Origin of the sequence: Neglectibacter timonensis (genome assembly GCF_900048895.1) — a bacterium.
Classification (GTDB): Bacteria; Bacillota; Clostridia; order Oscillospirales; family Acutalibacteraceae; genus Acutalibacter; species Acutalibacter timonensis.
In genome coordinates, this window is record NZ_LT160636.1 from 173,192 (window position 1) to 197,654 (window position 24,463).

Below are 24,463 nucleotides of genomic sequence, written 5' to 3' on the forward strand. Positions count from 1 at the left end.
GCCGAGTTCCGCTCCAGAGAAAGGAACATGCCCTTTTTCTTGGTTCTTCCTTTCGGAAAGGAGCTTATTTCACGGACAACATAAAAGAAATAATGGAGAAATTTGATGTGAGCCTAATCCGGGCAAAGCTTTTCAGCCGGATGCTGCCGCTGCGGCCAGTGGGATAAAGAGGGGAAAGACACGGGAGGCAAGCCTATTGAGCTTGGACTGAGGAAGCTTAAATGTCGAGATAGATCCACCCCAGGCTTGCAAAGATAAGGAGGTTTCTGTATGATAGAGAAAACAGGTATTTGAAGTGGAAAAGCCAGTTGGGGTTGACGGGTGACGTGCCTGCATCGCTGTTTTCCCCGGAACACCGGCTTATGCCGGGCTTCCGTATCAAATGCCGTCTGCCAGACTTTCGACGCCGGCTAAAATCTGAAGAGCAGGGAAGCCCGCGTTCTGTCAGATCTTCCCAGCCATAGGGCGGGGCTTGAAAGGCGGTTGTCTCTCATGAAACATTTTGAACGGGATTTTGCAAAGCGCAACATCCGGGGGAACAAAAGGCATTTTGCCGCCGTGTTTTCCTCCCTGCTCTTGATGGCGCTGCTTTTGGAATTCTCCTTTGGCTTTCTGGCAAGCATGCGGCACACCGTGACAGAGCAGCTGTTCCGTACCTATGGGCAGTGGCGGTTCGCCGTGGTGAGCAATTATCAGGAAAAAGTGATCCCGTCCCAGGTGGAAGCGCTTCCGGCAGCCAAACAGACCGGAGTGGTACGGGCGTACGCCTCTACCTGGGACGGCCTGGTACTGGGCACCGTCGACGAGGCGGCGGCCGGGCTGGGCAGGCTGGAATATCTGGAGGGCAGGCCGCCGGAGACGGCGGAGGAAATCGCCGTGGAGGCCCAAACCCTGTCCCGGCTGGGGTACTCCTATGAGCTGGGGCAGCGCATTTCCGTGAAAGCGGAGGGCTACCCCGATGAGAATGGGAAAAGCATGCTGGTGGAGGAGGACTTTGTCCTGACCGGCGTACTGCGGGATACTTTTGCCGCCTGGGTTCCCCAGGTGAGGGAAAAATGCCCTTCCCTGATTGTCAGCAGAGAATGGGCGCTCCGCTTTCCGGGGACAGCCCTGTCCACGGTTCTGGCCGACGCCGGGAAGGAATTTGGAAAGCAGGCGGAGGAAGCGGGAATTGCCGCCGGCATCTACGAAAACAGGGAGGCCTACCCCAAGGAGACCATAGGCTCCGCCCTGTTCCTGTTCCGCAGCCTGATTGTAATGGTTTCCGTGGTTTCCCTGGGGATTTTGATCGTGGTAATGGTTCTTTCGGTGCGCAAGCGCGCCGCCCTTTGGGAAAGCCTGCGGAAGCTGGGCGCGGACAGGGAAAGGCTGCGGAACATCCTGTTCTGGGAGAGCGGCTTCCTCTCGCTGTCGGCGGCGCCGCTGGGCCTGCTGCTGGGCTTTGGCGCGGCCGCAGGGCTGATTCTGGTATTCGGGCCCAATTGGCATATGGAATACGGCATTTCACCGGCGGATGCGTTGCTCCCGGTGGGAATTGCCGCTGCCGCCGTCTGTCTGGGAACAGCGTTTTCCCTTTTGGGCCTTCCGCGTGGGGAAAAAAGGAGGGGCAGGCCCAAAAAGCAGCGCGCCCCCCGGCGTTATGCGCCCTTAAAGCGTCTCAACGCGTTGGTGATAGCGGCCCGTTTTATGAAATCCCGTCTGGGTTATACGCTGGCGATTTTTTTCTTGCTGCTCAGCTGCACGCTGCTTGCCGCGTTTGTGGCCAACAACCTTTCGGAAGAAATTGCCGTCTATGGCAATATGACAGGCTATTTTACAAATTGCGATTACGTGGTGGAAGCGCCACCTGGCCGGGAGCTTTCCCCGCTGGGAGAAAACACCCTCCAGGCGGTCGGCGGGGTTTCCGGCGTGGAGGCCTGCTATGCCTACCGGCTTTCCCGTAGAGATTCGGGGGTGTTTTGCGTGGATCTCACAGGGCTGGAGGAGAACCCGTACCTCACCTGCCTGGATGACCAGGAGCGCTGCGTCAGGGCAGTGCGGGAGCTGATGGACCGGATGGAGGAGAAGCGGCAGAAAATTCTGGTACAGGGGAACCGGGAAGCGGTTTCGGAGCAGGAGCTTTTCCAGAATACAAAGGCGCTCCATTGGGAACAGATGCCGTCCGCCCTGTCCGATTACCCTGTGGATCTGCTGGGGGTGGATCCGGACCATGAAGGGGAACGGTTCCTGCGGGCGGTACAGGAGGGCACAGTGGATCGGGAGGCCTTCCGCCGGGGGGAGGAATGCATCCTGTATCTGCCCGCGGTTTCAAAGGAACCCTGGAACGACACGGGAGCAGAAGAGGGCGCTCCGGATTACTGGAGCGCCGTGGGAGGAACGCATCGATTCTCAACGGACCTCTATGCGCTGGGGGAAGAAAATCCCAATCCGGCCAAGGGGATTGCGCTGATTGGGGAAACCTCTGTTCAACCGGGGGACTTTATCGCCGTGCGCTGCGGTTCGGAGCAAAAGCAGGTCCGGGTAGGGGGAATCATCCGGAAGATGGAGCGTTCCGACATCTTTTATCCAAGCCTGTCTCAGCCCTTTCAGGTGGTATGCTCACCCAGCTTTATGGACAGCTTTCAGGAATATTCCGGGAAGGGCGGCTGCCAGCTTCTCACGGTAAAAACCAATTCCCTCGCCGGGTATTCTGCAACGGATAAGGTCATGAGCCAGCTTGTGGCCTCCAGAAGCGGCGGATACCTGCTGACCAACAGGCGACTGGAGCTGGAGCAGAAAAGCCAGGATTTGGCGTCCAAGGTGCTGATGGAAGCGCTGTTTCTGGTGCTGTACTGTGCAGCTGCCTTCACGGTGCTGGGCATTCTGTTTTCCTCTTCCCTGGACAGGAACCGCAGCCGGATTGCCCTCTACCGGTCCCTGGGCCTGGAAACAGGGATCCTCAAGCGCAGCTATCTGGCGGAAATTCTGCTCTTGTCTCTGGGCGCGGTAATCCTGACACAGCTTGTCCTTCTGGTGCAGTGGGCCATCTGGGAAGCTTCGTTCGTCGGCACGGAAAGAGGGATTCTCAGCTATCTTTTTACCCTTTCGGCCGAAAATTTTCTTTGGCTTCCCTATCTGGGCTGCCTGCTCCTGCTGTTTGGGGGCGTTTTTCTCAGTTACTACCGTCCCTTGCAGGGCTTTTTCCGGGAAAATTTTCTGGAAGCGCTGAAATAGCGGGAATGGCATAGAAAAATCCGCAGGATATACGAAAGGAATGACGGCTGATGGACTGTATGAAGATGACCGGGGTCAGCAAGGCCTATCAAAATGGCAGTGAAAAGCTGTATGCGCTTCGTGATGTAAACCTCGTCATTGAGGAGGGAACCTTTACCGCCGTCATGGGACGCAGCGGCAGCGGGAAAACCACCCTGCTGAATATGATGGGCGCTTTGGACCAGCCTACCCAGGGACAGGTGCTGTTTCTGGGCAAGGACCTGGGCGCTATGCAGGAAAAGGAGCTGGCGGCTCTCCGGCGCAGGGAGATCGGCTTTGTGTTCCAAAAATACCAGCTTTTGGAAGAGTACGATCTTTGGGATAATATTTGTGTGCCCATCTATTTGGACCACCGGGAACCGGACCGGGCCTACCTGGAAAAAATTCTCCAGGTATTCGGACTTTCGGAACGAAAGCATGCCTTTCCCAGCCAGCTTTCCGGCGGCCAGCAGCAGCGGGTAGCCATTGCCAGGGCCCTTGCCATACGTCCGGTTTTGATTCTGGCGGATGAACCCACCGGCAATCTGGATTACAAAACCGGACAGGAGGTGCTGGGACTTCTAAGGCTTTCCCAAAGGGAACTTGGACGGACGGTGGTTATGGTTACACATGACCGGGAATCTGCCGCACTGTGCGACAGGGTAGTGACGATTGAAGACGGCCGGATCGTGTGCTGAAGATTTTTATGCCGCGGGTGTTGGGGGATTTGACTTTTTCCCGCGGCCGCAGTCCTGGCTTCTTTTAAAAAAGGAAAGTATTCGCCCACCTTTTTCAAAAGGCGGAGTAGTACCGGGGCAAAGCCTCGGCTCGCAGAAGATGGCCGAGCGGAAGAAAAGTCATCTTCTGCTCTCGTTTTCCTTTGCCCTGAGATTTATCCCGCAAATTCGATTGTGATATCTCCGTTGTTGTTTGCCACGGTCAGCGCCTTGGGTGCTCCGTCCTTTTTAGAAGGCAGGTTGCTCTCCCCTTTTTTACTCTCGCAGGAGATGGAAAATTCCTCATAGCTCCCGGCCACTGTGCCGCGGATATCCCCGTTCTTAGCCTTCAGGTCCAGAGCATTTCCCACGCCCAGCTTTTCAAAGCGGATATCGCCGTTGTTGGCGGAAAGGGAAAGGCTGCCGGTCACCTCCAGCGCCGGAAGAAGGAGATCCCCATTGGTGGTGGAGAGCGTCAGTGACGACAGAAGCCCGCTGGGAATGCGCAGCAGGATTTTCCGGTTGGCGGCATCTGCCTTGCCTCCGAAATAGTCGGTCCAGTTTTTGTCGGTTTTGGCGGCCATGGTCAGGACATTGTCCTGAGAAACTGATATGCTGTATCCCTCTTTTTCGCTCTCGGCATATTCCAGGGAAATCTGCTGATCCTGGGAGAGGGCCACTTCAATTTCCCGGTCCCGAACCTGAATTTGGATTTCTTTCACCTGCGTTCCGTCTGCCGTATAGCTGGATTTTTGAAACTCTCCGCTGCCGGAAGAACACCCGGCAAGCATCCCGGCCGCGAACAGGATGCAGAGGCATGCGATGGAAAGCCGGGCGGTATTGCTGCGTTTTTTCGTTTTGGAAAATTTCATCATAAATCTGTTCCTCCTGGTTTTGAGAAAGTTGATATTGACGTTTCTCTGTGTTAGGATAAGCATAAACCTTTGTGCTGCACAAAGGTCAAGGGGGAAGAAAAGCTTTGGAAAATTATTTTACTGTGGGGGAGACGGCAAAAATAGTCAAAACCACCAGTGAAACCCTGCGGCATTACGACCGGATCGGCCTGGTAAAGCCCAGCAGGAAAGAGGAATGGACCGGCTACCGGTATTATTCCAAGCAGGATATCGTCCGGCTGAACACCATCCGTGCCCTGCGGAGCATGGAGCTATCCCTGGGGGAAATTCGGGAGGTGCTGGAATATGACGACCTTCAGAAAATTGTGGGATTTTTGGAAAGGGCGGAGCGGAAGGCGGACGAAAAGATAGCTGAACTTCAGTATTGCAAAGCTAAAATCCAATTGGCCAGGAAGGATTACGAGAAGAAGCGGCAGGGCCGGCAGCCTGTGGACGGCCCGTTTCTGCAGGAATTCCCGGAGCGTGTGATCCTGCTGTCCCACACGCTGGAGGCCCCTACGCTGGAAAACCTGTGGGATTATCTGCGGCATTTTTACGACCAGATCGATCCTGCAGAAAGGGAATGGTACGATTTTGAGGATGTGGCGGGGATTTACACAAGGGAGGGAAGTTCGCGTCTTTTTGCGGTGTGCATCCGCCATGGGAAAGCCCAAAGTCTCTTGACCCTGCCTGCGGGCGCGTACCTGTGCGCGGACTGCACCGAGGAAAACAGGGGGGCTGTAGTGGACGGGCTGATGAGAACGGCCCGCCAGGCATATGGGGCAGAGCCGGAATTTACCGTGCAGCTCATTGTGGTTTCCGGCATTTTGCAGTGGAATTATCAGGCGCAGGTCTATTTGGGAAATCCATAAGGAGGAATTTTTTATGAAATATAAAAATCCGATCATCCCGGGCTTTTACCCGGACCCCAGCATCTGCAGGGCGGGGGAGGACTACTATCTCGTCAACAGCTCCTTTGAATTTTTTCCGGGCGTTCCGCTGTTTCACAGCAGGGATCTGGTAAACTGGGAACAGCTGGGTTATGTGCTGACCCGGAAAAGCCAGCTGGATTTGACGGAATGCCGCACTTCCGGCGGCATCTACGCGCCCACGCTGCGCTGCCATAACGGCAGGTTCTACATGGTGACCACCAACGTGAGCCACGGCGGGAACTTCTACGTGTGGACCGACGATATCCGGGGAGAATGGTCCGATCCGGTTTTTGTAAAACAGGGCGGCATCGACCCCTCCCTGTTCTGGGACGAGGACGGCACGGTCTATTTCCAGAGCACTCATTCCGACGGGGCGGGCAGCCAGTGTATCGGCCAGTGCACCATTGATATTGAAACAGGGGAGATGCTTACGCCCACCCGCCCCATCTGGTACGGCACCGGCGGCAAATGCCCGGAAGGGCCCCATCTCTATAAAATCGGCGGGTACTATTACCTGATGATCGCCGAGGGAGGAACGGAATACGGGCACATGGAGACCATAGCCCGGTCCTGCAGTCCCTGGGGCCCCTTTGAGAGCTGCCCCGGGAACCCAATTTTGACCCACCGCGATGTGAATCCCCGGTTTGGGGAATTTCAGGCTCTGGGCCATGGAGATTTGACCACGGACACGGCTGGCAACTGGTGGATTGTGTTCCATGCCATCCGTCCCTCCCAGTTCATGCTGCACCATATCGGCCGGGAGACCATGATCGCCCCCGTGACCTTTGACGGAGATGGCTGGCCTGTAGTGAATCACGGCAGGCCCATCACCCAGGAGATGGAGGGCCCCGGCTGCGCAGAATCCGGAAAGGACGGATTTGCCCGTCAGAACAGTTTTTTCCAGGAGGAAGATTTCACGGCGGAAAGCGCCCTGTCCTGCAAGTGGGCCTGTCTCCGCAACCCTGAAACGGGAAGCACGGCGCTGGAAAACGGCCTGGTGCTCACCGCCGGAGAGAACGGCCTGGAAAGCGCGGGGGCTCCCGCCTTTATAGGGCGCAGGCAGCAGCATTTTGAGGCCGCTGCGGAAACCCTGCTGGATTTCTGCCCCGACGCAGAGCAGGCGGAGGCCGGCATCACCGTGTTCCACACCCGGGAGCACCATTACGACTTGCTTCTCACCCGCCGGGAAGGAAGGCGGGCCGCGGTTCTGCGCCGCCGGGTGTGCGACCTGCTGGTGGAGTCTGCGCCCGTCTTTCTGCCGGAGGAGGGGAAGCTGCGGCTGAGGGTTGAGGCCTCCCGGCTGCAGTACCGGTTTTTCGCCGGGCCGGAGGACGGCGGCCTGTCTCCCGCAGGGGAGGGCTGTACCCAGCTTCTCTCCACCGAGTGCATGAACTGCACCTTTACCGGCTGTTTTATCGGGCTGTTTTGCCAGGGAGCGCCGGGGACAAAGGCCCGGTTTGAACGTTTTTCCTATCGGCCGGAATAAGGCTGGTTCAGCCGGGCCTTTCACGGAAGGCCGGTATTCTCAGGCCTTCCGCCATGACAAAAAAGCTGTCCCCGCCCACCGGCATTCCGGTTTTGCGGGGACAGCTTTTTCTTTCAGGGATCGGGGCTTTTACAGCTGCGGCGGGGGCTAGGCCTTCTTTTTGACGTTTTTCCGGTACAGAAGGCTCAGCCCTTCCAGCATCAGGTTTTCGTCGTAGAAAATTTTGCGCTTGCAGTAGGGCGCCACCGTACCCATCAGCCCGCCGGTGGCCACGGCGGTGACGGGCTCGCCCAGTTCCTCTTCCACCCGGTCGATCAGGCCGTCCAGCATGGCGGCATTGCTGTAAACCGCGCCCGCCTGCATGCAGTCCACCGTGTTGGTGCCGATCAGCCGTTCCGGCGCGCCCAGGTGGATGTATGGCAGCTGGGCGGCACGGGCGCTGAGGGCGTCCACGGAAAGGCGCAGGCCGGGGATAATCATGCCCCCCAGGTAGCTGCCCCGCCGGTCCACCACAGAGAGAGTGGTGGCGGTGCCCATGTCGAAGATCACCAGGGGAGGCTTGTATTTGGCAAGGGCCGCCACTGCGTCCACCACCAGGTCCGCGCCCAGCTGGGCCGGGTTGTCCGTGCGGATGTCCAGGCCGGTTTTGATGCCCGTTCCCACTGCCAGAAAGCTCTTTCCGGTCAGCCGCTCCATGGCGTTTTTCATCACGATGCGCAGCTCGGGCACCACGCTGGAAAGAATGCCCCCTTCCAACGACGCAGGATCGACGCCCTGGTTTCGGAGCAGGCCGTCGATCAGCAGCAAGTATTCGTCGGCGGTTTTATCCCGGTCGCTGCGGATCCGCAGCGTGAATTCTATGTGATCTCCTTTGAGGCAGCCCAGCACGGTGTTGGTGTTGCCCACATCGATGGCCAATATCATGAAACTCGTTCCTTTCCGGCGCGCCCTGCGCCGCAGAATCCGGCGGCCTTGGTCACCGCCAGGCAGATGGCCGTGGTAAGCGCCACGGCTGCTATGGTCTCCGGCACGCCGTTTGCCAGCACAATGCCGAGGATGGCGCCGCTCACCAGGTCGTGGGAGATGCCCTGGGCCGCGGCAAAGGCCCCGGAAAGCACGGTGCCCATCAGGCCCATCACCAGCCCGGTGTTCACGACAGCCCCGAAGGCCCCCGCCAGGGCATAAGAGATGGTGCGGCTCAGGGAGCTGCTGCCGAAAAGCTTCTGCACGCCGGCCGCTGCAAAATAGGGCACAATTCCCACCAGAATGCGGGGCGCAAAGCAGATCACAAGGGCCCACGGGCTGCCGGAGGCCGTGCCGGGAAGCGGCACGAAGGGGGAGAAGGCAAAGCTCAGCAGGCTGGGGGCCATGGTGTTCTTCACCAGGCTGGTCAGCCCAAACAGGAACCCGAAGAACGCGCCCTTTTTGGGTCCCAGCAGCACGGAACCGATGATTACCGGCACATGCAGGATCGTGGCCTTGATGATGGGCAGGTCGATGAGTCCCAGCGGGGTAAAGGCCATCAGCAGGATGACCGCCGTGAACAGGGACGTGAGCACCAACTCCCGGGCGGAATGGGTGGGGCTTGCTTGCGTTTTCATATTCAATTACCTCCTGCTGCTGTTCCGGGTCAGCCGGATACAGCGCATATCGTTGTGCCTTCCCACAGCGCCGCGCTTCCTGTGCCCGATCCTGCCCGGAATTTCCGGTACAGGTCAGGCGAAGGCGGCAAAGGGGCCGGCAGCTTCATTATAGTGCGTTTTTTGGGGGAATACAAGGGACTTTTTCGGACGGCTTTCTTTACTTTGCCTATGAAATTTGCTATACTTTTCACAAAAGTAAGCCGGTCGGAGCGGCGGAGGGGGAATTTTTTTGGATCGGAAAAAAACAGTGGTTCTCTGCGTGACCGGCGGTATCGCCTGCTATAAATCCGCCATGCTGGCGTCCCTGCTGGTAAAGCGCGGCTATGACGTGGAGGTGGTAATGACCCGGAACGCCACGGAGTTCATCGGCCCCCACACCTTTGATTCCCTGACCCACAACCGCACCATGGTGGATACCTTTGATCGGAATTTTCAAAACCATGTGGAGCACGTGGCCCTGGCGGATAAGGCGGACCTGCTGATCGTAGCGCCCGCCACAGCCAACGTGCTGGCCAAAGCCGCCCATGGCATAGCGGACGATATGCTCACCACCACGATTCTTGCCTGCAGCTGCCCCAAGCTGGCCGCTCCGGCCATGAACACCCGCATGTATGAAAACCCTGTCACCCAGGACAATCTGGAAACCCTGCGGCGCTACGGCTGGCAGGTCATCGAGCCCAAGAGCGGACGCCTGGCCTGCGGGGCCGTGGGCATGGGCAAGATGCCGGAGCCGGAGGAGCTGCTGGAAGCGGTGGACCACGCGGTGCGGTATGAGAAGGATCTGGCCGGTCTCAGGCTGCTGGTGACCGCAGGGCCCACCCGGGAGGCCCTGGACCCGGTGCGGTTTTTATCCAACCACTCCAGCGGGAAGATGGGCTATGCCGTCGCCCGCGCCGCCTCGGACCGGGGCGCGGAAGTGACGCTGGTCACCGGCCCCACTGCGCTGAAGCCTCCTGCTTTTGTGGAGACGGTGGAGGTAACCAGCGCCCAGGAGATGTTCGACGCCGTGACGCGGCGGGCGCAGGAGCAGGATATCATTGTAAAGGCTGCCGCCGTAGCGGATTACCGGCCGGCGGAGTACTCGGAAAACAAGCTGAAAAAAGGGGAGGGAGACCCGCTTTCCCTGCCCCTGGAACGCACCCGGGATATCCTCCTTTGGCTGGGGGAACATAAAAAGCCGGGCCAGTTCCTGTGCGGCTTCAGCATGGAGACGGAGCGCCTGTTGGAAAACAGCCGGAAAAAGCTAAAGAAAAAGAATCTGGATATGGTCGCCGCCAACAGCCTGAATGAGGCGGGGGCGGGATTCGGCGGCTCCACAAACGTGCTCACCCTTATCACCGCGGACAGCGAGGAACAGCTTCCCCTGCTGAGTAAGGAGGAGGCCGCCCACCGGCTGCTGGATGGGATTTTGGCGCGGCGGAAGAAATGATGGGAAGGGGGTGCCGCAAAACAGCCTCCTAAAAAAGTACACCGTCACCGGCGTCTTTTTCAGAGCGGTTCAGGCTCTGAAAGGAAGCCGGTTTTCTGTTTTCTGTAAGGCAACTTTCTGTATGCAGCCATTGCCTTCTTGCTTTCTGGCTGTCCCTTTTCGGGCGGTTCCGGTTTTTAAGGCTGGGCCCTGCTGAGAAAAATATTGCACAGTGCTTTTCTTTTCCCGCAAAATTCGCTATAATAAAACTATTAACGGGCTTTGCCCGGACAGGTTGGGAGAATTTAGAGATGGAACGTAAAGTTGGAACAGTATCCAGGGGCATTCGCTGTCCCATTATCCGCCAGGGGGATAACCTTGCGGAAATTGTGGTTTCCAGCGTGCTGGAAGCCGCCGAAGCGGAAGGGTTTTCCCTTCGCGACCGTGACGTTGTGTCTGTGACGGAGTCCATTGTGGCAAGGGCGCAGGGCAACTATGCCTCTGTCTCCGCAATTGCGGAGGATGTACGGGCGAAACTGGGCGGCGGGACCATCGGCGTGATTTTTCCGATCCTCTCCCGCAACCGCTTTGCCATCTGCCTGCGGGGCATCGCCATGGGCGCCAAGAAGGTTGTGCTCATGCTCAGCTACCCCAGTGACGAGGTGGGAAACGAGCTGGTCAGCCTGGACCAGCTGGACGAGGCCGGGGTGGACCCCTACCGGGATGTGCTCACGCTGGAGCGCTACCGGGAACTGTTCGGCGAAAACAGGCATCCCTTTACCGGCGTGGACTATGTGCAGTATTACGGCGATGTGATCCGTGAGGCCGGGGCAGAGGTGGAAATTATCTTTGCCAACGACTGCCGCGCCATTTTGGAGCACACCAAAAACGTGCTCACCTGCGATATCCATACCCGGGCGCGCACCAAGCGAATTCTGCGGCAGAACGGCGCGGAGCGTGTTCTGGGCCTGGACGATATCCTCAGCGCGCCTGTAAACGGCAGCGGCTGCAATGAAAACTATGGCCTTCTGGGCTCCAATAAATCCACCGAGGATACGGTGAAACTGTTCCCCCGGGACTGCGGCGGCCTGGTGGAGGAAATTCAGAGCTCCCTTCTGCAGAAAACCGGAAAGCATGTGGAGGTTATGGTATACGGAGACGGCGCGTTTAAAGACCCCGTGGGAAAAATCTGGGAGCTGGCGGACCCCTGCGTCTCCGTGGCCAACACTCCCGGCTTGGAGGGGACACCCAACGAGGTGAAGCTGAAGTATCTGGCGGACAACGACTTCAAAAACCTGTCCGGCGAAGCGCTGAAGGAGGCAATTTCCGGCCGCATTAAGGAAAAGAAGGACAACCTGGTGGGCGATATGGCGTCCCAGGGCACCACGCCCCGCAGGCTGACGGATTTGATCGGCTCCCTCAGCGACTTGACCAGCGGTTCCGGCGACAAGGGCACCCCGGTGATCCTCATCCAGGGATATTTCGACAATTTCACCAACTGAGCGGGCTGGCTTTTTTCCGGCTTGTTGGGAAGATGCGTGTATAGAAAGGAAAGGGAAGAATATGAAGCAGGATATGATTGTCATTCTGGATCTGGGCAGCACGGAGAACACCACTCTGGCCAGGGCCATTCGCGAGCTGGGCGTATACAGCGAAATCTATCCCCATGATATTACGGCAGAGGAGCTGAAGGCGCTGCCCAATGTGAAGGGCGTGGTTCTCAACGGCGGAGAAAACCGTGTGGTGGACGGCGTCCCCGTGGACGTCTCCCCGGAGCTTTACGGCTGCGGCATCCCCATGCTGGCGGTGGATCATCCCACCGCGCAGTGCGGGCAGAAGCTGCAGGAACTCCCCGGAAGGGAAACACTGGAAAAGTTTGTGTTTACGGATTGCGGCGCCCAGGCAAACTGGAACATGAAAAACTTCATCGCCGACCAGGTAGAGCTCATCCGCAGCCAGGTGGGGGAGAAGAAGGTGCTGCTGGCCCTTTCCGGCGGCGTGGATTCCTCCGTGGTGGCAGCGCTGCTGCTCAAGGCCATAGGGGACCAGCTGGTGTGCGTGCATGTAAACCACGGCCTTATGCGCAAGGATGAATCGGAAAGCGTGGTGCGGATTTTCCGGGATCAGCTCAAGGCAAACCTGATCTATGTGGATGCCACGGACCGTTTCCTGGGCAAGCTGGAGGGCGTGGCTGATCCGGAGCAGAAGCGGAAGATCATCGGCAGTGAGTTCATCCGGGTGTTTGAAGAGGAGGCCAGAAAGCTGCAGGGCATCGATTTCCTGGGGCAGGGCACCATTTATCCCGATATCATTGAAAGCGGTACCAAGACGGCAAAGATGGTCAAATCCCACCACAACGTGGGCGGCCTGCCGGAGGACCTGCAGTTCCAGCTGGTAGAGCCTTTAAAGCAGTTGTTCAAGGATGAGGTTCGGGCCTGTGGCCTGGAACTGGGCCTGCCGGACGGCATGGTGTTCCGTCAGCCCTTCCCCGGCCCCGGCCTGGGCGTGCGCTGCCTGGGGGCCATTACCCGGGAACGCCTGGAGGCGGTGCGGGAATCCGACGCCATCCTGCGGGAGGAATTCCAAAAGGCCGGACTGGACAAAAAGGTCTGGCAGTATTTCACCATTGTGCCGGATTTCAAATCCGTCGGCGTGAAGGACAACGCCCGCTGCTTTGAATACCCCGTGATCCTCCGCGCCGTGAATACGGTGGACGCCATGACGGCCACCATCGAGCAGCTGGATTGGCCAGTACTGGCAAAGATCACCGACCGCATTCTCCATGAAGTGAAAAACGTCAACCGCGTCTGCTACGACCTGTCTCCCAAGCCTACGGCGACGATTGAGTGGGAGTGACATAGAAAATGCTGCAAACCCGCATAAGCACTGGGTTTGTGAACTGTTTTCTCCCTCCGTGATACTGGTTTGATATTATTCCTATCCGCCAGTACCTCACGGAATAATTAGCAAAAGAGCAAAAAACGCCCTGCTGAACGACAAATTCAGCAGGGCGTTTTTAGTGTTTTTTGGCTACTTGGCACTTCGGAGCAGCACTAAAACTGCATCTTCTGTTTTAAGGTCGTAATCCCCCATAATGCCTGTTCGGTGGTAGACCAGTCCTTTTTCTTGGTTATCAACTATGTACTGTGAGAATTGTTCAAGACCGTCTTCCTTGATACATTGCACAAATGCTCGTAACTTTATTTTTTCCAGGGAAAGCATATCCTTGCCGCAAGGCGCATCCTCACATTCCCAACAACCATTAAGACCTTTGGCTCTGCAACAGTCATATTGATAGCATCCCTGTGGCGATAGCCTTTTCCCGCAGTGGTTATTCCCCTTGCAGGAGCAAACAGCTTCAGGCTGGCACAAAGCACAGATAAGCCCACAGTAGGCAACTGAATCTGCAATTTGGTTTGCGCTCATCATTTATCCTCCCTTTTTCCACTGCACCGATGGCTCATACTTTCCGTAATCGTCGCAGGTCTGCGGAAAGCCTAACTTCCACTCGAAGTATTCGTTACGGGTGATACTGCCAGCCTTTAACTCCTCTTTCCGCAGCAGCCATTCCCGCATGAACTGGTCAACCAATCCATATTTGAAATACATTCCCACCGGGGCATGGACAGGCCAATCGTCGTTATCGTTGTACCGCACAGCGGCATTGTCAGAGGAATTTGTCTTGCCGGGATTACGCACAAGCTGGAACAGATTGATAGCGCCGGGGTTGTCCTCGTCCAACCAGAAAAAGGTCTGCATAATGTCCTCGGAGCAGCCGGGAGCATCGCTGTAAAAATTCATTGGACTGACACGCAGCACCACCGCCATTTGCTCCAGCATATCTCTTTTAGGGATACGATAGTTGATTTCATATTGGGCAATACGGCTGTCTGCGCCCTTTTCCTCCAGCCCGATAGCCAAGCCGAACCCCTTTTGTGTCATTACCACGAGAGGTGCGAATTTTCTTGGTTTTCTCGCCTGTTGTCATCTGTTCCACGCCTTTAGAAATAGTATAGCGCAAATAAGAGAAAGATGTAAGATAAAAATTAGCAAAAAAACGAAATAAACACTTGGCATTAAAAAATATACGAATATAAAAATCAGATAGCCCAAACGATTTGAAATACGGGTAAAGAACGGCTGTTTTGCAATCCGCTTTCCTCAATGCAGGCCAATCGTTTTTGTAACCGCACCGGAATGCTGAAAAGGACGTCGGCGGGATTTTATTCCCTGCCGACGTCCTTTTGCATCAGGCCCCAGTACGCAGTCGCCGGAGTCTTCCTTTTCGCTATTCTCCTCGGCAGCGTTCTGCCGCAGTCTTGAAAAGGGCGGTCTGAATGCCATTGACCGCGCTGTCGGGGTCCATCTCTCCGTCAGGCCGGCCGCAAGGGGACTCCGGCAGGATAGGAGAGTTAGAGAACGGGGTCCTTTGCCGTATCGGTTGTGCTCAAGCTTTCGCCAAGCTCAGCAACATATTCCCCGCCGTCTTCCACAAGGGTGACGCCCCTATGCTCAGAATCCTTGTTGTCAAGGGTTTCGTCTGCGGCGGTAGTGTCGGAATTGATACCTTCGCCAAGAGTGGTGACAGCGGTTTCCAGCTTGGCCGGCGCATTGCTGGCGGGACGTCCCTCAGAGGCAAAAGCGGGAATAGAGAGCGCGGCGATTACGCCTGCAGCAGCCAGGACTGATATGATTTTTTTCATAATGAGATCTTCCTTTCTTTCTGTTTTTTCTGTGTTCTTTTCCGGAGAACTGTTCTCCTAAGAACAAGGCAAGTATAGCATAGGACATATTAGAGGAATGTTAGTTTTCTAAGGCAAGCGTTAAATTTTAAGTTTTATTTCAGTGCCCTTTCCCAAAGCACTGTCTATTTCAAGCGAGCCGCCGTAACGGTCCATTATCGTCTTTACGATGGACATGCCCAGGCCGCTGCCGGGGATATTTTGAGAACGGGAAAGATCCGAGCGGTAAAATGGTTCAAAGATGTTCTGGATCGCCTGCGGCCCCATACCGATACCGTTATCCTGGATGAGGATATGTCGTTCCCGGTCCGAAACCGTAACGTTCACATGGCCCCCGCTGCGGTTATACTTCACGGCGTTTTCAACCAGATTGAAAAGGATCCTGTAAAACAGGTCTTTGTTGTAGGTAAGCCGTAAGGTATCCCCGGTAACGGTTATGCGAACCCCCTTTTCATCCGCAAGGGGAGAAAGGTCGGTTTTGATTTGATGGGCAATTGACAGAACGTTTACAGTCTCAGTTTCGTCTTTCAAGGAAGGGCTGGTTAAGGTTGTCAGGCCTTCCACCGTTTGAATCAGCCGGTCCATACTCTGCCTGACGTCGTCTGTGCACTCGATATAATCCTCGCGGCTGGGGCTGTCCTGCAGTTCTAAGACCTGCAGCGAGGTTTTCATAATGGAAAGAGGGGTTTTCAGCTCGTGGGCGGCATTGGCTGCAAAGTTTTTCTGGGCGGTGTACGAACCCTCCAACCGGTCCATCATATTGTTAAAGGACTGTGTTAAGCGATACACTTCGTCTTTTGACCTGGGCAGATCCACCCTGTGGCACATGTTTTTATCATCAATACTGCACATGAACTGTGTCAGGTGGCTCAGCGGCCGCAGAATCCTCCCTGCAAGGAAGTAGAGGGCCGCTGCCAGAACAAGGATGGTGAGCAGCATAGCGAAAACGACGTTCCTTTCGAAGGTGTTCATGATAACCTGAAAGGCAACCTGGTTTTCTTCAATGTCGGAAACAGGCGGGGAAGCCTCGCCTTGAAGCCAGTCTTCCATGCTGCTGCCCTGGGAGGAATGGGGGGCGGAAGCGCCCTGCACGGAGGAGGTTGTATCGTAGGAAACCAGGGAACGCATATACTTGTTTGCGGAGGTGATAGAGATCACCGTTAAAAAGAGGCAGGCGGCGGCCACCACCACACTTGCCATAACAACGATTTTTCCCCGAAGAGACAAAGGCTTCATACAGTCTCCTCCTCATGAGCTGAAATCATATATCCCTGGCCCCTGACAGTGGTGATCAAGCCGCTGGTGCTGCCGGCGTCGCTGATCTTTTTGCGCAGGGAATGGATGTGGAACCGGAATGAGTTTGAAAACATGTCGCTGTCGCTGTCCCAGACATGTTCAATGAGATCTTCCGCGCTTATTACGGTATTGGGGTGATGAAGGAGATATTGAAGGATGGAATATTCCTTTTTAGTCAGATCCAACAGGACGCCGCCAAAGTAGGCCTTTTTTGCCGAAGTGTCCATAGATACTTGGCCACACCGCAAAACGGCGTCGTTGAGACCGGATTTTTGGCGGAGCAGACTTCTGATACGGGCCTCCAGTTCAATAAAGTCAAAGGGCTTTGTCAAGTAATCGTTGCTGCCGCAGTCCAGCCCCTTTACCTTGTCGAAAACAGTGTTTTTGGCAGATAGGATAATGACGCGCAGCTGGCTGCCTGTTTCACGAATAGCTTTGAGCACATCCAGGCCGTTGATTTTAGGGATGTTAATGTCTAAAACCATCAGGTCATATTCGTTTATTTCCAATAGTTCAAGGGCTTCCTCGCCGTCAAAGGCACAGTCCACCGCGTAGCCCAGACGGCGCAGGCCCTTTGACAGGGATTTTGAAAGCAAAACCTCGTCCTCAACAATTAAAAGTTTCATAAGCTCCCTCCTGTTAGGAAAGCAGGTATAATGGCTGCATTGCAGCCATTATACCTGCTTCTATGTTAGATTGATATTAGATTTCTAATTATTCAAGCTTTCGTAACTGTTTTGACAGAAAAATGTCGGCAAGAGCCCGTTCGGAATACTGCGCTCTGCTTTTTCCTTTGCAGCGGTCCGGCGGCTTTTCTGAAATAGAAATACGGGCGGTTGGGCCCTATGGGATTCCGGGGGCGGCTCCCCTGGCACAGCCGGTCCCACCGGAAAAGATAACAACAGGCGTCCTGTGATGGGGCGCCTGTTTCAGGGAGTCAGCGTTCCAACAGCCTTTGATAGATGACAAGGTCCCTGTCGGTAAAGACATTGAAAATCACCTGACGGATGGATTGGTCCTGGGTCAGGAACCGGGAGACGGTCTGTACCGCGATTTCGGCGGCCCGGTCCTGGGGGAAGCGGAAAACGCCTGTGGAAATACAGCAAAACGCGATGGAATGCACCCCGTTTTTTACAGCCAGATCCAGGCAGGACTGATAGCAGCCTGCCAAAAGCCTGCAGTCTCGTTTCCGGAGCTGCCCGGACACCACCGGCCCCACCGTATGCAGCACATACCGGCAGGGAAGGTTATACCCTGCCGTGATTTTGGCGGCGCCTGCCGCCTCTTCATGTCCCTGCGCCTGCATGATCTCATTGCAGGCGAGCCGGAGCTGGACGCCCGAGCAGGAGTGGATGGCATTGTCAATACAGGAATGGCAGGGCTGAAAACACCCCAGAAGAGCGCTGTTGGCGGCATTGACGATGGCGTCCGCCTGAAGGCGGGTAATATCGCCCTGCCAGAGAAAGAGGCGGCTGTTGGCGCGGACAGGGGACAAATTGGAGCAGTCCACGATTCCGCGCCTGCTGCTCTCCTCCAGCAAGTAGGCGTCCTGTACGTCCAGAAAACCTTCCTGGACCGGCATGGGCGGGCGCATGTTCATCAAAGAACGCAGGAGCTGCTTCTGCTCCGCTTCCCCCGTAGGGATTTCAATCCCCAGGTACTGCGGCAGTTCAGCCTGTAGGGTGCGGATGAGGTAAATCCGCCGTTCTTCCTGTGTCATATGCTCCCTCCTCTGCGATGAGCGCCAGAACGGCCCCAATGTCCCCTTCTATGGAAATGCCGCGCCCGGCAAGTTCTGGCGGCGCGGCGGCCCTTATTTTATTGATGCAGGCATATGTTGCCTTCGGATTCTCTGCCGTCATCTGCCAGAATGGATATTTGATAATTCCCGGTGTGTTTCCGCCCACGCCCAGTTCCCAAAAGAGGATGTGCCGGCCTCTGTGGCGCTGCAGGAAAGCCCTGCAGCGCTCGTTGGCCCGGTACCAGCCCGCATCCTGAACGAAGGTGGAGTCACAGCGCAGGTTCATCGCCATGGGCCCCCCGCAGACCGGGCAGCGGGGGACCAGTTCGGAGGGAATCCGCAGGTTTTTCTGCTCCTCCACCATCCGGCGCACCGTTTCCGCGTTGTCATAGGTCCTGTTATGGCACGGCCTGGCGCATTGCCACAGGCCATAGTCCCCCTGGGTGTAAAACAGGCGGCTTTTGTCAAACCCAGCCCGCTGAAAACAGTGGTCCACATTGGTTGTGAGCACAAAATAATCCTTGTCCTTCACCAGCTGCAGCAGGTCCCGGTACACAGGCTTCGGCGCGTCCTGATAGCGGTTGATCCAGATATACCGGCTCCAATAAGCCCAGTGTTCCTCCAGAGAGGGGAAGGGATAGAAGCCGCCCGAATACATGTCGGAAAAATGGTACCTGGCGATAAAATCCGGGAAATTTTCTTCAAACCGCCTGCCAGCGTAAGACATTCCCGCCGAAGCGGAAAGACCTGCGCCGGCGCCGATGACAACAGCGCTGGAGTCGGCCAGACAGTCGGCCAGCTCTTTGATTATGTCTCTGTTCAAACGACGTCACCGCTCTTCCACATAGTTTCCAACGATCAATCAGCCTTGCCTGGCGATGGCTTGTACCGGGCAGTGTTCGGAACAGTTTCCGCAGTGCAGGCAGTGCTCCTGCAGGATGCGGTATGGTTTTCCAGGCGTGATGCATTGCTGGGGACAGACTGGCGCGCATTTTCCGCAGCCTGTACAGCGCTCCGTTATCCTGTAGCCTTTTTGCCGCATTGTGTCGTTGCCGGCCCGATACCGTTCCCGAAAGATGGGGTTCACGCCGAGATTGAAATATTCGATTTCCATATCCCGAACAGCAAATACAATGCCGATGCTCCGTGTATCGCCTGGGTAGAGATGGGACAAGTACGGTTGTTCCCTGAAAATGAGATCGATATAGTTGCTCTGTTCTGTTTCCGGTAGGGGAACCGCTCTGGCGGAAACGCGGATCATTTCCTTGTAACGGGTGTAGGCCAGAATCTGCACATGTCCGTCGTGCAGCAGCTCGCGGCAAAACTCTTTCCCTCTTGCTGTAAAAAAATAAAAGGCATCCGGTTCGTAATGAATGGCGCTGATACAGCGGATCTGCGGCGTTGCGTCCATCCCGATTGTGGCAAAGCTTAACACGCCCACATGCTGCAGTTTTTTTAAACAAGTCTGCATGTCCATTAATGCCGCCTCACTCTCATTCAATGATACTGCTAAGTCCTGATTTCCCGGGCCTGCCGGCAGTGCCGCAGACGGAAACGGCAGATTCCTCCTTCTTCCATCCAAAGAGATTTGAAAGCGCCATTGTTACGGCCTCCGTTTTTCAGATTCAGAGTATGCACTTGCTCTCTGTAATTCCATTGTAGTCTTTTTTTCATGGGCCGCAAGTACGCACCTTTTTGTTACGGTTGCGGGTTGGCTGCGGGGAGAAAAAAAAGCCTCATGGATCTTACGGAAGGTTGATTTTTACAGAATACCGCATTACAATTGAAATATCTTTCTATTTTGAAGCGGTGGGGATGGCTTATGAAAACAAGGGATGAATTGCCGGAATGCCCTGTAGCCACAACGGTGCAGCTTATCGGGAACAAGTGGAAACTGCTGATTATCCGAAATCTTCTTCAGCGTCCGTGGCGCTTTAACGAACTGCAGAGGTCTCTTGATGGCATTAGCCAGAAGGTATTGACCGACAGCCTGCGCTCTATGGAACAGGACGGAATCGTAACCAGGACAGTCTATGCAGAGGTGCCTCCGCGGGTGGAATACGCCTTGTCGGAACTGGGGAAATCCATGCGGCCGATTTTAGATTCCATGCAGGCCTGGGGCGAAGCGTATAAAATCAGGATACGGTCAGAGCAAAATGGCTTTCACGATGGAACAATGGAGGACGGCGGTGCGAATCCGCCGGCAGAGCGCTGAAAAAAGGCGGCAGGGTTTCTTCCCTGCCGCCTTTCCTGATGGTCCTGTATCGCCACAGCCTGCGGGCCGGATTATTCCCTGCCCGGTTTGCGGTGCTTTTGCTCCAGTTCCAGCAAAAACTTTTTGTTTTCCATTCCGCCGCCATAGCCGGTGAGGCTGCCGTCCTGACCGATCACCCGGTGGCAGGGGATAAAAATGCTGATGGGATTACTGTGGTTGGCCATTCCTACGGCGCGGCTTGCTTCCGGATTGCCGATCTGAGCGGCAATCTGGCCATAGCTGCGGGTCTCCCCATAGGGAATGGTTAGCAGGGCCTCCCAGACGGAAAGCTGAAAAGGCGTTCCGTGGGGATCCAGGGGTACGTCAAATTCCCGGCGTGCGCCGTCAAAATATTCCAGGAGCTGCTTCTTGGCACGAAGCAGAACCGGCGTTTCTGTTTCCAGGGTTCCGATGGGAGCTTTGTCATAGCCGAAAAACAGGTCCGTGACTTGGCCGTTCTCCTCGGCGATTCCCAGAAGGCCGACAGGGGATCGCATATAACAGACGTTTTTCATAGGCAGATCTTCCCTTCCTAAATTCCTTACTATTTTAGCACAGGAAGATAGATTTGTCTGCTTTTTCAAAATGTTTTTTTCGGAAATTTAGAACCGCAAAGCCTGAACCCGAAGGAACTTCCCTATTTCAATTCCGGAAGAGAAGCAATCTGGAAAAAACGGCTGCAATTGTGAATCCACCAAATACCCGTATTTTTATCTCCTTTGGAGAAGGCCCGCTGGTTTCATTTGCATGGCAGAGCGAAAAGGGGTATAATCCAGGGGAAGAAATCTGACAAAATCCGACCTGGAGGAACTTTTATGTATATTGGGGACCTGCACATCCATTCCAGCTTTTCCCGGGCCACCAGCCGGGAATGCGATGCCGCCCACCTGGACCTGTGGGCAAGGAAAAAGGGGATCTCCCTGCTGGGCACCGGGGATTTTACCCATCCTGCCTGGCGGGCCCGTCTGGAGGAGGAACTGGTTCCGGCGGAGGAGGGGCTCTACACCCTGAAAAAAGAGCTGTGCCTTCCCGATGAGACCGCGGGCGTGCGGGAAGCGCCGCGATTTGTGCTCTCCGGGGAGATCAGCTCCATCTATAAGAAAAACGGACGGGTGCGCAAGGTGCACAATGTGATCCTATTGCCCAGCCTGGAATCGGCGGGAGAGCTTTCCCGCCGTTTGGAGGCCATCGGAAACATCCATTCCGACGGAAGGCCCATCCTGGGCCTGGACAGCCGGGACCTTCTGGAAATCACCCTGGACGCCTGCCCGGAGGCAGTGTTTATCCCTGCGCATATCTGGACGCCCCATTTTTCCCTGTTCGGCGCTTTTTCAGGATTTGATACCATGGAAGAATGCTTTGAGGAGCTGACGCCGCACATCCATGCGCTGGAAACCGGCCTGTCCTCAGACCCGCCCATGAACTGGCGTGTCTCCCAGCTGGACGGCTATACGCTGGTTTCCAATTCCGACGCGCATTCTCCCCAAAAGCTGGGACGGGAGGCGAATCTCTTTGACACGGGGCTCTCCTATTCCCAAATGAAGCGGGCCATCGAAACGGGGGAAGGGTTTTCGGGGACGCTGGAGTTTTTCCCGGAGGAGGGCAAATACCACCTGGACGGCCACCGGAACTGCGGCGTCCGCCTGACCCCGGCCGAGACGGAGGAATATGGGGGAAAATGCCCGGTATGCGGAAAAAAGATCACCATCGGCGTAGAGCACCGGGTGGAGGAGCTGGCGGACAGGGAGGAAGGGTATCGTCCCCAAGGGGCGAAGCCCTTTGAGAGCCTCGCTCCCTTGCCGGAGGTGATTGCCGCTTCTACCGGCGTTTCCGAAGCGAGCAAGAAGACGCGGGCAAGATATGAAGAGATGCTTCGAACGCTGGGGCCGGAATTCTACATTCTGCGGGAAGCGCCGCTCGCCCAGGTGGAACAGACGGCAGGACCCGCCGTGGCGGAGGGCATCCGCCGGCTGCGGGAAGGGAAGGTGGAGCGCGTTGCGGGATATGACGGGGAATTTGGTTCCGTCATCCTCCTGACCCCCTCTGAAATTGAGTCTCTGAACGGACAGACCTCCCTGTTTGGAGTGTCCGGCGTGGAACCAAAGAAAAAAGCAGCTTCCCAAAAAGCGGCGAAAAAACCTTTGAAGCCGGAAGCGGAACGCCCCTTTTCCGCAGCCAGCCCCAATGAGGAACAGCTCCGGGCTGTCTCCTCAGATGCCGCTGCCATTGCGGTGGTGGCGGGGCCCGGCACGGGAAAAACCAAAACCCTGACGGACCGCATCGCCCATCTGATCTCCGGATGCGGTGTAAAGCCGTCGGAAATTACGGCGGTCACCTTTACCAACCAGGCGGCGAAAGAGATGCGGGAACGGCTGGAGCAGCGCTTGGGCGGAAAACGGGCCGTCTCCGGTATGACCATCGGCACCTTCCACGCCATCTGTCTGCGGCAGCTGGAGGATGTGAGGCTGATCGGGGAGGCGGAGGCCCTGGCCCAGGCGGCCCAGGTGCTGGCACGCCTGGGAGAAAGCCGTACGCCCCGTCAGTTCCTGCAGTCGGTTTCCCGGAGGAAAAACGGCTTTTCCCCAGAGGACGCCGGCATCGGGGAAGAGGCGCTTGCCGCCTATCAGGAGGCCCTTGCCGCAGAGGGGGTTCTGGATTTTGACGACCTCCTGCTGCGGGCCCTGGAACAGGGCCCCAGAGACAGCCGCCCCTTCTCCTATCTGCTGGTGGATGAGTTCCAGGACTGCAACGACCTGCAGTATGAGCTGGTCAGAACCTGGAGCCGGGAGGGGAAAAGCCTGTTTGTCATCGGGGACCCGGACCAGTCGATTTACGGTTTCCGGGGCGCAGGCGGCCGGTGCTTTGAACGCCTGCATTCGGATTTTCCCGGCCTGCAGCAAATCCGGCTGCTTCGCAACTACCGGTCTACACCGGAAATTCTGGACTGCGCCCTGCCGGTCATTTCAAAAAACGGCGGGGAAGAGCGGCGGCTGCTGGCGCAGGCCCCTTCGGGATGCGCGGTGCGGTATTTCCATGCGGCTGACGATTTTTCCGAGGCTGTGTTTCTGGCCAAAGAGATCGCCCGGATGACCGGCGGTGTGGACATGCTGGACGCCCAGCAGGGAGAGGATCGGGAGGTATACCGTTCCTTCTCCGACATTGCCGTGCTCTGCCGAACGCACCGCCAGCTGGAGCTGGTGGAGAACTGCCTGCGTCATGACGATATTCCCTGTCTTGTCACAGGGCGGGGAGATTTCCTGCAGGAGGATCGGGTGCGGGGGACCGTGGCCTTTTTCACATATCTGACGGAACCTGGCAACGGGTTTGCCCTGAGAGATTGTCTGAAGCTGCTGTGGAACTGCCCCGCTTCCCAGGCGGAGGAGGCTGCGCGCTGCTGCGAGTCTGTCTCCAGCCCCGGGGAATTGGGGGAGAAGCTGGGAGATTTGCCGGCCCTTTCAGAATTCCTCAGCTGTATAGAGGAATTCCTGCCCAGGCGTAAGGAAAAGCCGGGAAAGCTTCTGGAGCGCTGGGCCCGGAAGTGGGAAGGAGAGGAAAGTCTTCTCCGCTTGGGGAATATGGCCTCCTTTTACGGCAGCCTGCCGGAGTTTTTGAACGCCCTGCTGCTGGGAGAGGAGGACGACCTGCGCCGGGCTTCGGGAAAGAGTTATTCCTCCGGAGCGGTGCGGCTGATGACTCTTCACGGCTCCAAGGGCCTGGAATTCCCCGTAGTGTTTTTGGCAGGTGTAAAGCTAGGAAGCTTGCCACTGGAATCTCCCCGGCGTCCTTCGGACCCGGCGGAAGAACGCCGGCTGTTTTATGTGGGGATGACTCGTGCCAGAGAGGAATTGATTCTCACGGCTGCGGAAGAGCCTTCCCCCTTCCTGAATGATATCCCCGCAGGAAGGCTGGAGCGGGTCCGGCTGGCCGTTCGGGAAAAGCCTGCGGAACAGCTGTCGCTGTTTTGAAGAGCTGAAACAGAAGCAGCACAAAGGCAAAATGAAGCGGACCATCAACCGCAGGAGGATGGTTCGCTTCTGTTTTTATCTGATAAAAATAAATATAGTTGGCATTTTTTGGAATCCACTTGTTTTTGCTTATTCTATATAGTATAATTTATCAAA

The 24,463-nt window shown here is 56.3% G+C and carries 22 protein-coding genes; 9 read left to right on the plus strand and 13 right to left on the minus strand.

The window, feature by feature from the left end:
* Positions 1-492 precede the first annotated feature (492 nt).
* Both BN3911_RS02560 and BN3911_RS02565 read left to right on the plus strand, forming a co-directional pair.
* Complete coding sequence (locus BN3911_RS02560; protein ID WP_066860948.1) at positions 493-3,213, plus strand: FtsX-like permease family protein; 2,721 nt, start codon at positions 493-495, stop codon at positions 3,211-3,213.
* 50 nt (positions 3,214-3,263) lie between these two features.
* Positions 3,264-3,929, plus strand: coding sequence for an ABC transporter ATP-binding protein (locus BN3911_RS02565; protein WP_066860951.1), 666 nt, complete (start codon positions 3,264-3,266; stop codon positions 3,927-3,929).
* Positions 3,930-4,123: 194 nt separating this feature from the next.
* On the opposite strand, the gene BN3911_RS02570 is transcribed toward BN3911_RS02565, so the two are convergent.
* Complete coding sequence (locus tag BN3911_RS02570) at positions 4,124-4,822, minus strand: DUF4097 family beta strand repeat-containing protein (RefSeq protein ID WP_066860955.1); 699 nt, start codon at positions 4,820-4,822, stop codon at positions 4,124-4,126.
* Positions 4,823-4,926: 104 nt separating this feature from the next.
* On the opposite strand from BN3911_RS02570, the gene BN3911_RS02575 reads away from it, so the two are divergent.
* A complete protein-coding gene (locus tag BN3911_RS02575; protein ID WP_066860958.1) occupies positions 4,927-5,712 on the plus strand; it encodes a MerR family transcriptional regulator in 786 nt (261 codons plus the stop codon).
* A 13-nt stretch (positions 5,713-5,725) separates the two neighbouring features.
* Complete coding sequence (locus BN3911_RS02580) at positions 5,726-7,258, plus strand: glycoside hydrolase family 43 protein (protein ID WP_066860960.1); 1,533 nt, start codon at positions 5,726-5,728, stop codon at positions 7,256-7,258.
* Positions 7,259-7,405: 147 nt separating this feature from the next.
* Here the strand turns inward: BN3911_RS02580 and BN3911_RS02590 are convergent, their stop codons facing one another.
* Together BN3911_RS02590 and BN3911_RS02595 are read right to left on the minus strand one after the other, a co-directional pair.
* Positions 7,406-8,182, minus strand: coding sequence for a type III pantothenate kinase (locus BN3911_RS02590; protein WP_066860966.1), 777 nt, complete (start codon positions 8,180-8,182; stop codon positions 7,406-7,408).
* The gene (locus BN3911_RS02595; RefSeq protein ID WP_066860969.1) at positions 8,179-8,859 is read right to left on the minus strand and encodes an ECF transporter S component; all 681 of its coding nucleotides are present in this window, start codon (positions 8,857-8,859) and stop codon (positions 8,179-8,181) included. Before BN3911_RS02595 ends, BN3911_RS02590 begins: the two co-directional genes overlap by 4 nt.
* Before the next feature lie 271 nt (positions 8,860-9,130).
* Between BN3911_RS02595 and coaBC the strand changes: the two genes are divergently transcribed.
* The 3 genes from coaBC (at position 9,131) to guaA (ending at position 13,165) form a co-directional block, all read left to right on the plus strand.
* Positions 9,131-10,330, plus strand: coding sequence for a bifunctional phosphopantothenoylcysteine decarboxylase/phosphopantothenate--cysteine ligase CoaBC (coaBC, locus tag BN3911_RS02600; protein WP_066860972.1), 1,200 nt, complete (start codon positions 9,131-9,133; stop codon positions 10,328-10,330).
* A gap of 290 nt (positions 10,331-10,620) precedes the next feature.
* Positions 10,621-11,811, plus strand: coding sequence for a coenzyme F420-0:L-glutamate ligase (locus tag BN3911_RS02610; protein WP_066860978.1), 1,191 nt, complete (start codon positions 10,621-10,623; stop codon positions 11,809-11,811).
* A gap of 61 nt (positions 11,812-11,872) precedes the next feature.
* The gene (guaA, locus tag BN3911_RS02615) at positions 11,873-13,165 is read left to right on the plus strand and encodes a glutamine-hydrolyzing GMP synthase (RefSeq protein WP_066860981.1); all 1,293 of its coding nucleotides are present in this window, start codon (positions 11,873-11,875) and stop codon (positions 13,163-13,165) included.
* A 174-nt stretch (positions 13,166-13,339) separates the two neighbouring features.
* On the opposite strand, the gene BN3911_RS02620 is transcribed toward guaA, so the two are convergent.
* From BN3911_RS02620 to acgA, 9 genes are all read right to left on the minus strand, one after another.
* Complete coding sequence (locus tag BN3911_RS02620) at positions 13,340-13,738, minus strand: DUF3795 domain-containing protein (protein ID WP_066860984.1); 399 nt, start codon at positions 13,736-13,738, stop codon at positions 13,340-13,342.
* Positions 13,739-14,230 carry an XRE family transcriptional regulator gene (locus BN3911_RS02625; RefSeq protein WP_341440367.1) on the minus strand — a complete coding sequence of 164 codons (492 nt, stop codon included), beginning with the start codon at positions 14,228-14,230 and terminating at the stop codon, positions 13,739-13,741.
* Positions 14,231-14,721: 491 nt separating this feature from the next.
* Positions 14,722-15,012 (minus strand): hypothetical protein, encoded by a 291-nt coding sequence (locus BN3911_RS02630; RefSeq protein ID WP_066860990.1) that lies wholly within the window; start codon positions 15,010-15,012, stop codon positions 14,722-14,724.
* Positions 15,013-15,132: 120 nt separating this feature from the next.
* Positions 15,133-16,287, minus strand: coding sequence for a HAMP domain-containing sensor histidine kinase (locus BN3911_RS02635; protein WP_066860993.1), 1,155 nt, complete (start codon positions 16,285-16,287; stop codon positions 15,133-15,135).
* Complete coding sequence (locus tag BN3911_RS02640) at positions 16,284-16,973, minus strand: response regulator transcription factor (protein WP_066860996.1); 690 nt, start codon at positions 16,971-16,973, stop codon at positions 16,284-16,286. Before BN3911_RS02640 ends, BN3911_RS02635 begins: the two co-directional genes overlap by 4 nt.
* Positions 16,974-17,284: 311 nt before the next feature.
* Positions 17,285-18,067, minus strand: a complete 783-nt coding sequence (locus BN3911_RS02645; protein ID WP_066860999.1) for a protein-ADP-ribose hydrolase — start codon at positions 18,065-18,067, stop codon at positions 17,285-17,287.
* Entirely contained in the window at positions 18,018-18,911 is an 894-nt protein-coding gene (locus BN3911_RS02650) for an SIR2 family NAD-dependent protein deacylase (protein WP_066861002.1), read from the minus strand. Before BN3911_RS02650 ends, BN3911_RS02645 begins: the two co-directional genes overlap by 50 nt.
* A gap of 39 nt (positions 18,912-18,950) precedes the next feature.
* Complete coding sequence (locus tag BN3911_RS02655) at positions 18,951-19,559, minus strand: 4Fe-4S binding protein (protein WP_242871064.1); 609 nt, start codon at positions 19,557-19,559, stop codon at positions 18,951-18,953.
* Positions 19,560-19,581: 22 nt separating this feature from the next.
* A complete protein-coding gene (gene acgA, locus BN3911_RS17815) occupies positions 19,582-19,689 on the minus strand; it encodes an ACGX-repeat peptide (protein WP_147578495.1) in 108 nt (35 codons plus the stop codon).
* A gap of 221 nt (positions 19,690-19,910) precedes the next feature.
* Between acgA and BN3911_RS02660 the strand changes: the two genes are divergently transcribed.
* A complete protein-coding gene (locus tag BN3911_RS02660) occupies positions 19,911-20,303 on the plus strand; it encodes a winged helix-turn-helix transcriptional regulator (RefSeq protein WP_066861076.1) in 393 nt (130 codons plus the stop codon).
* 71 nt (positions 20,304-20,374) lie between these two features.
* Here the strand turns inward: BN3911_RS02660 and BN3911_RS02665 are convergent, their stop codons facing one another.
* Entirely contained in the window at positions 20,375-20,857 is a 483-nt protein-coding gene (locus BN3911_RS02665) for a methylated-DNA--[protein]-cysteine S-methyltransferase (protein WP_066861009.1), read from the minus strand.
* A 300-nt stretch (positions 20,858-21,157) separates the two neighbouring features.
* On the opposite strand from BN3911_RS02665, the gene BN3911_RS02675 reads away from it, so the two are divergent.
* Complete coding sequence (locus BN3911_RS02675; protein WP_066861015.1) at positions 21,158-24,307, plus strand: UvrD-helicase domain-containing protein; 3,150 nt, start codon at positions 21,158-21,160, stop codon at positions 24,305-24,307.
* The last annotated feature ends 156 nt before the right edge of the window (positions 24,308-24,463 follow it).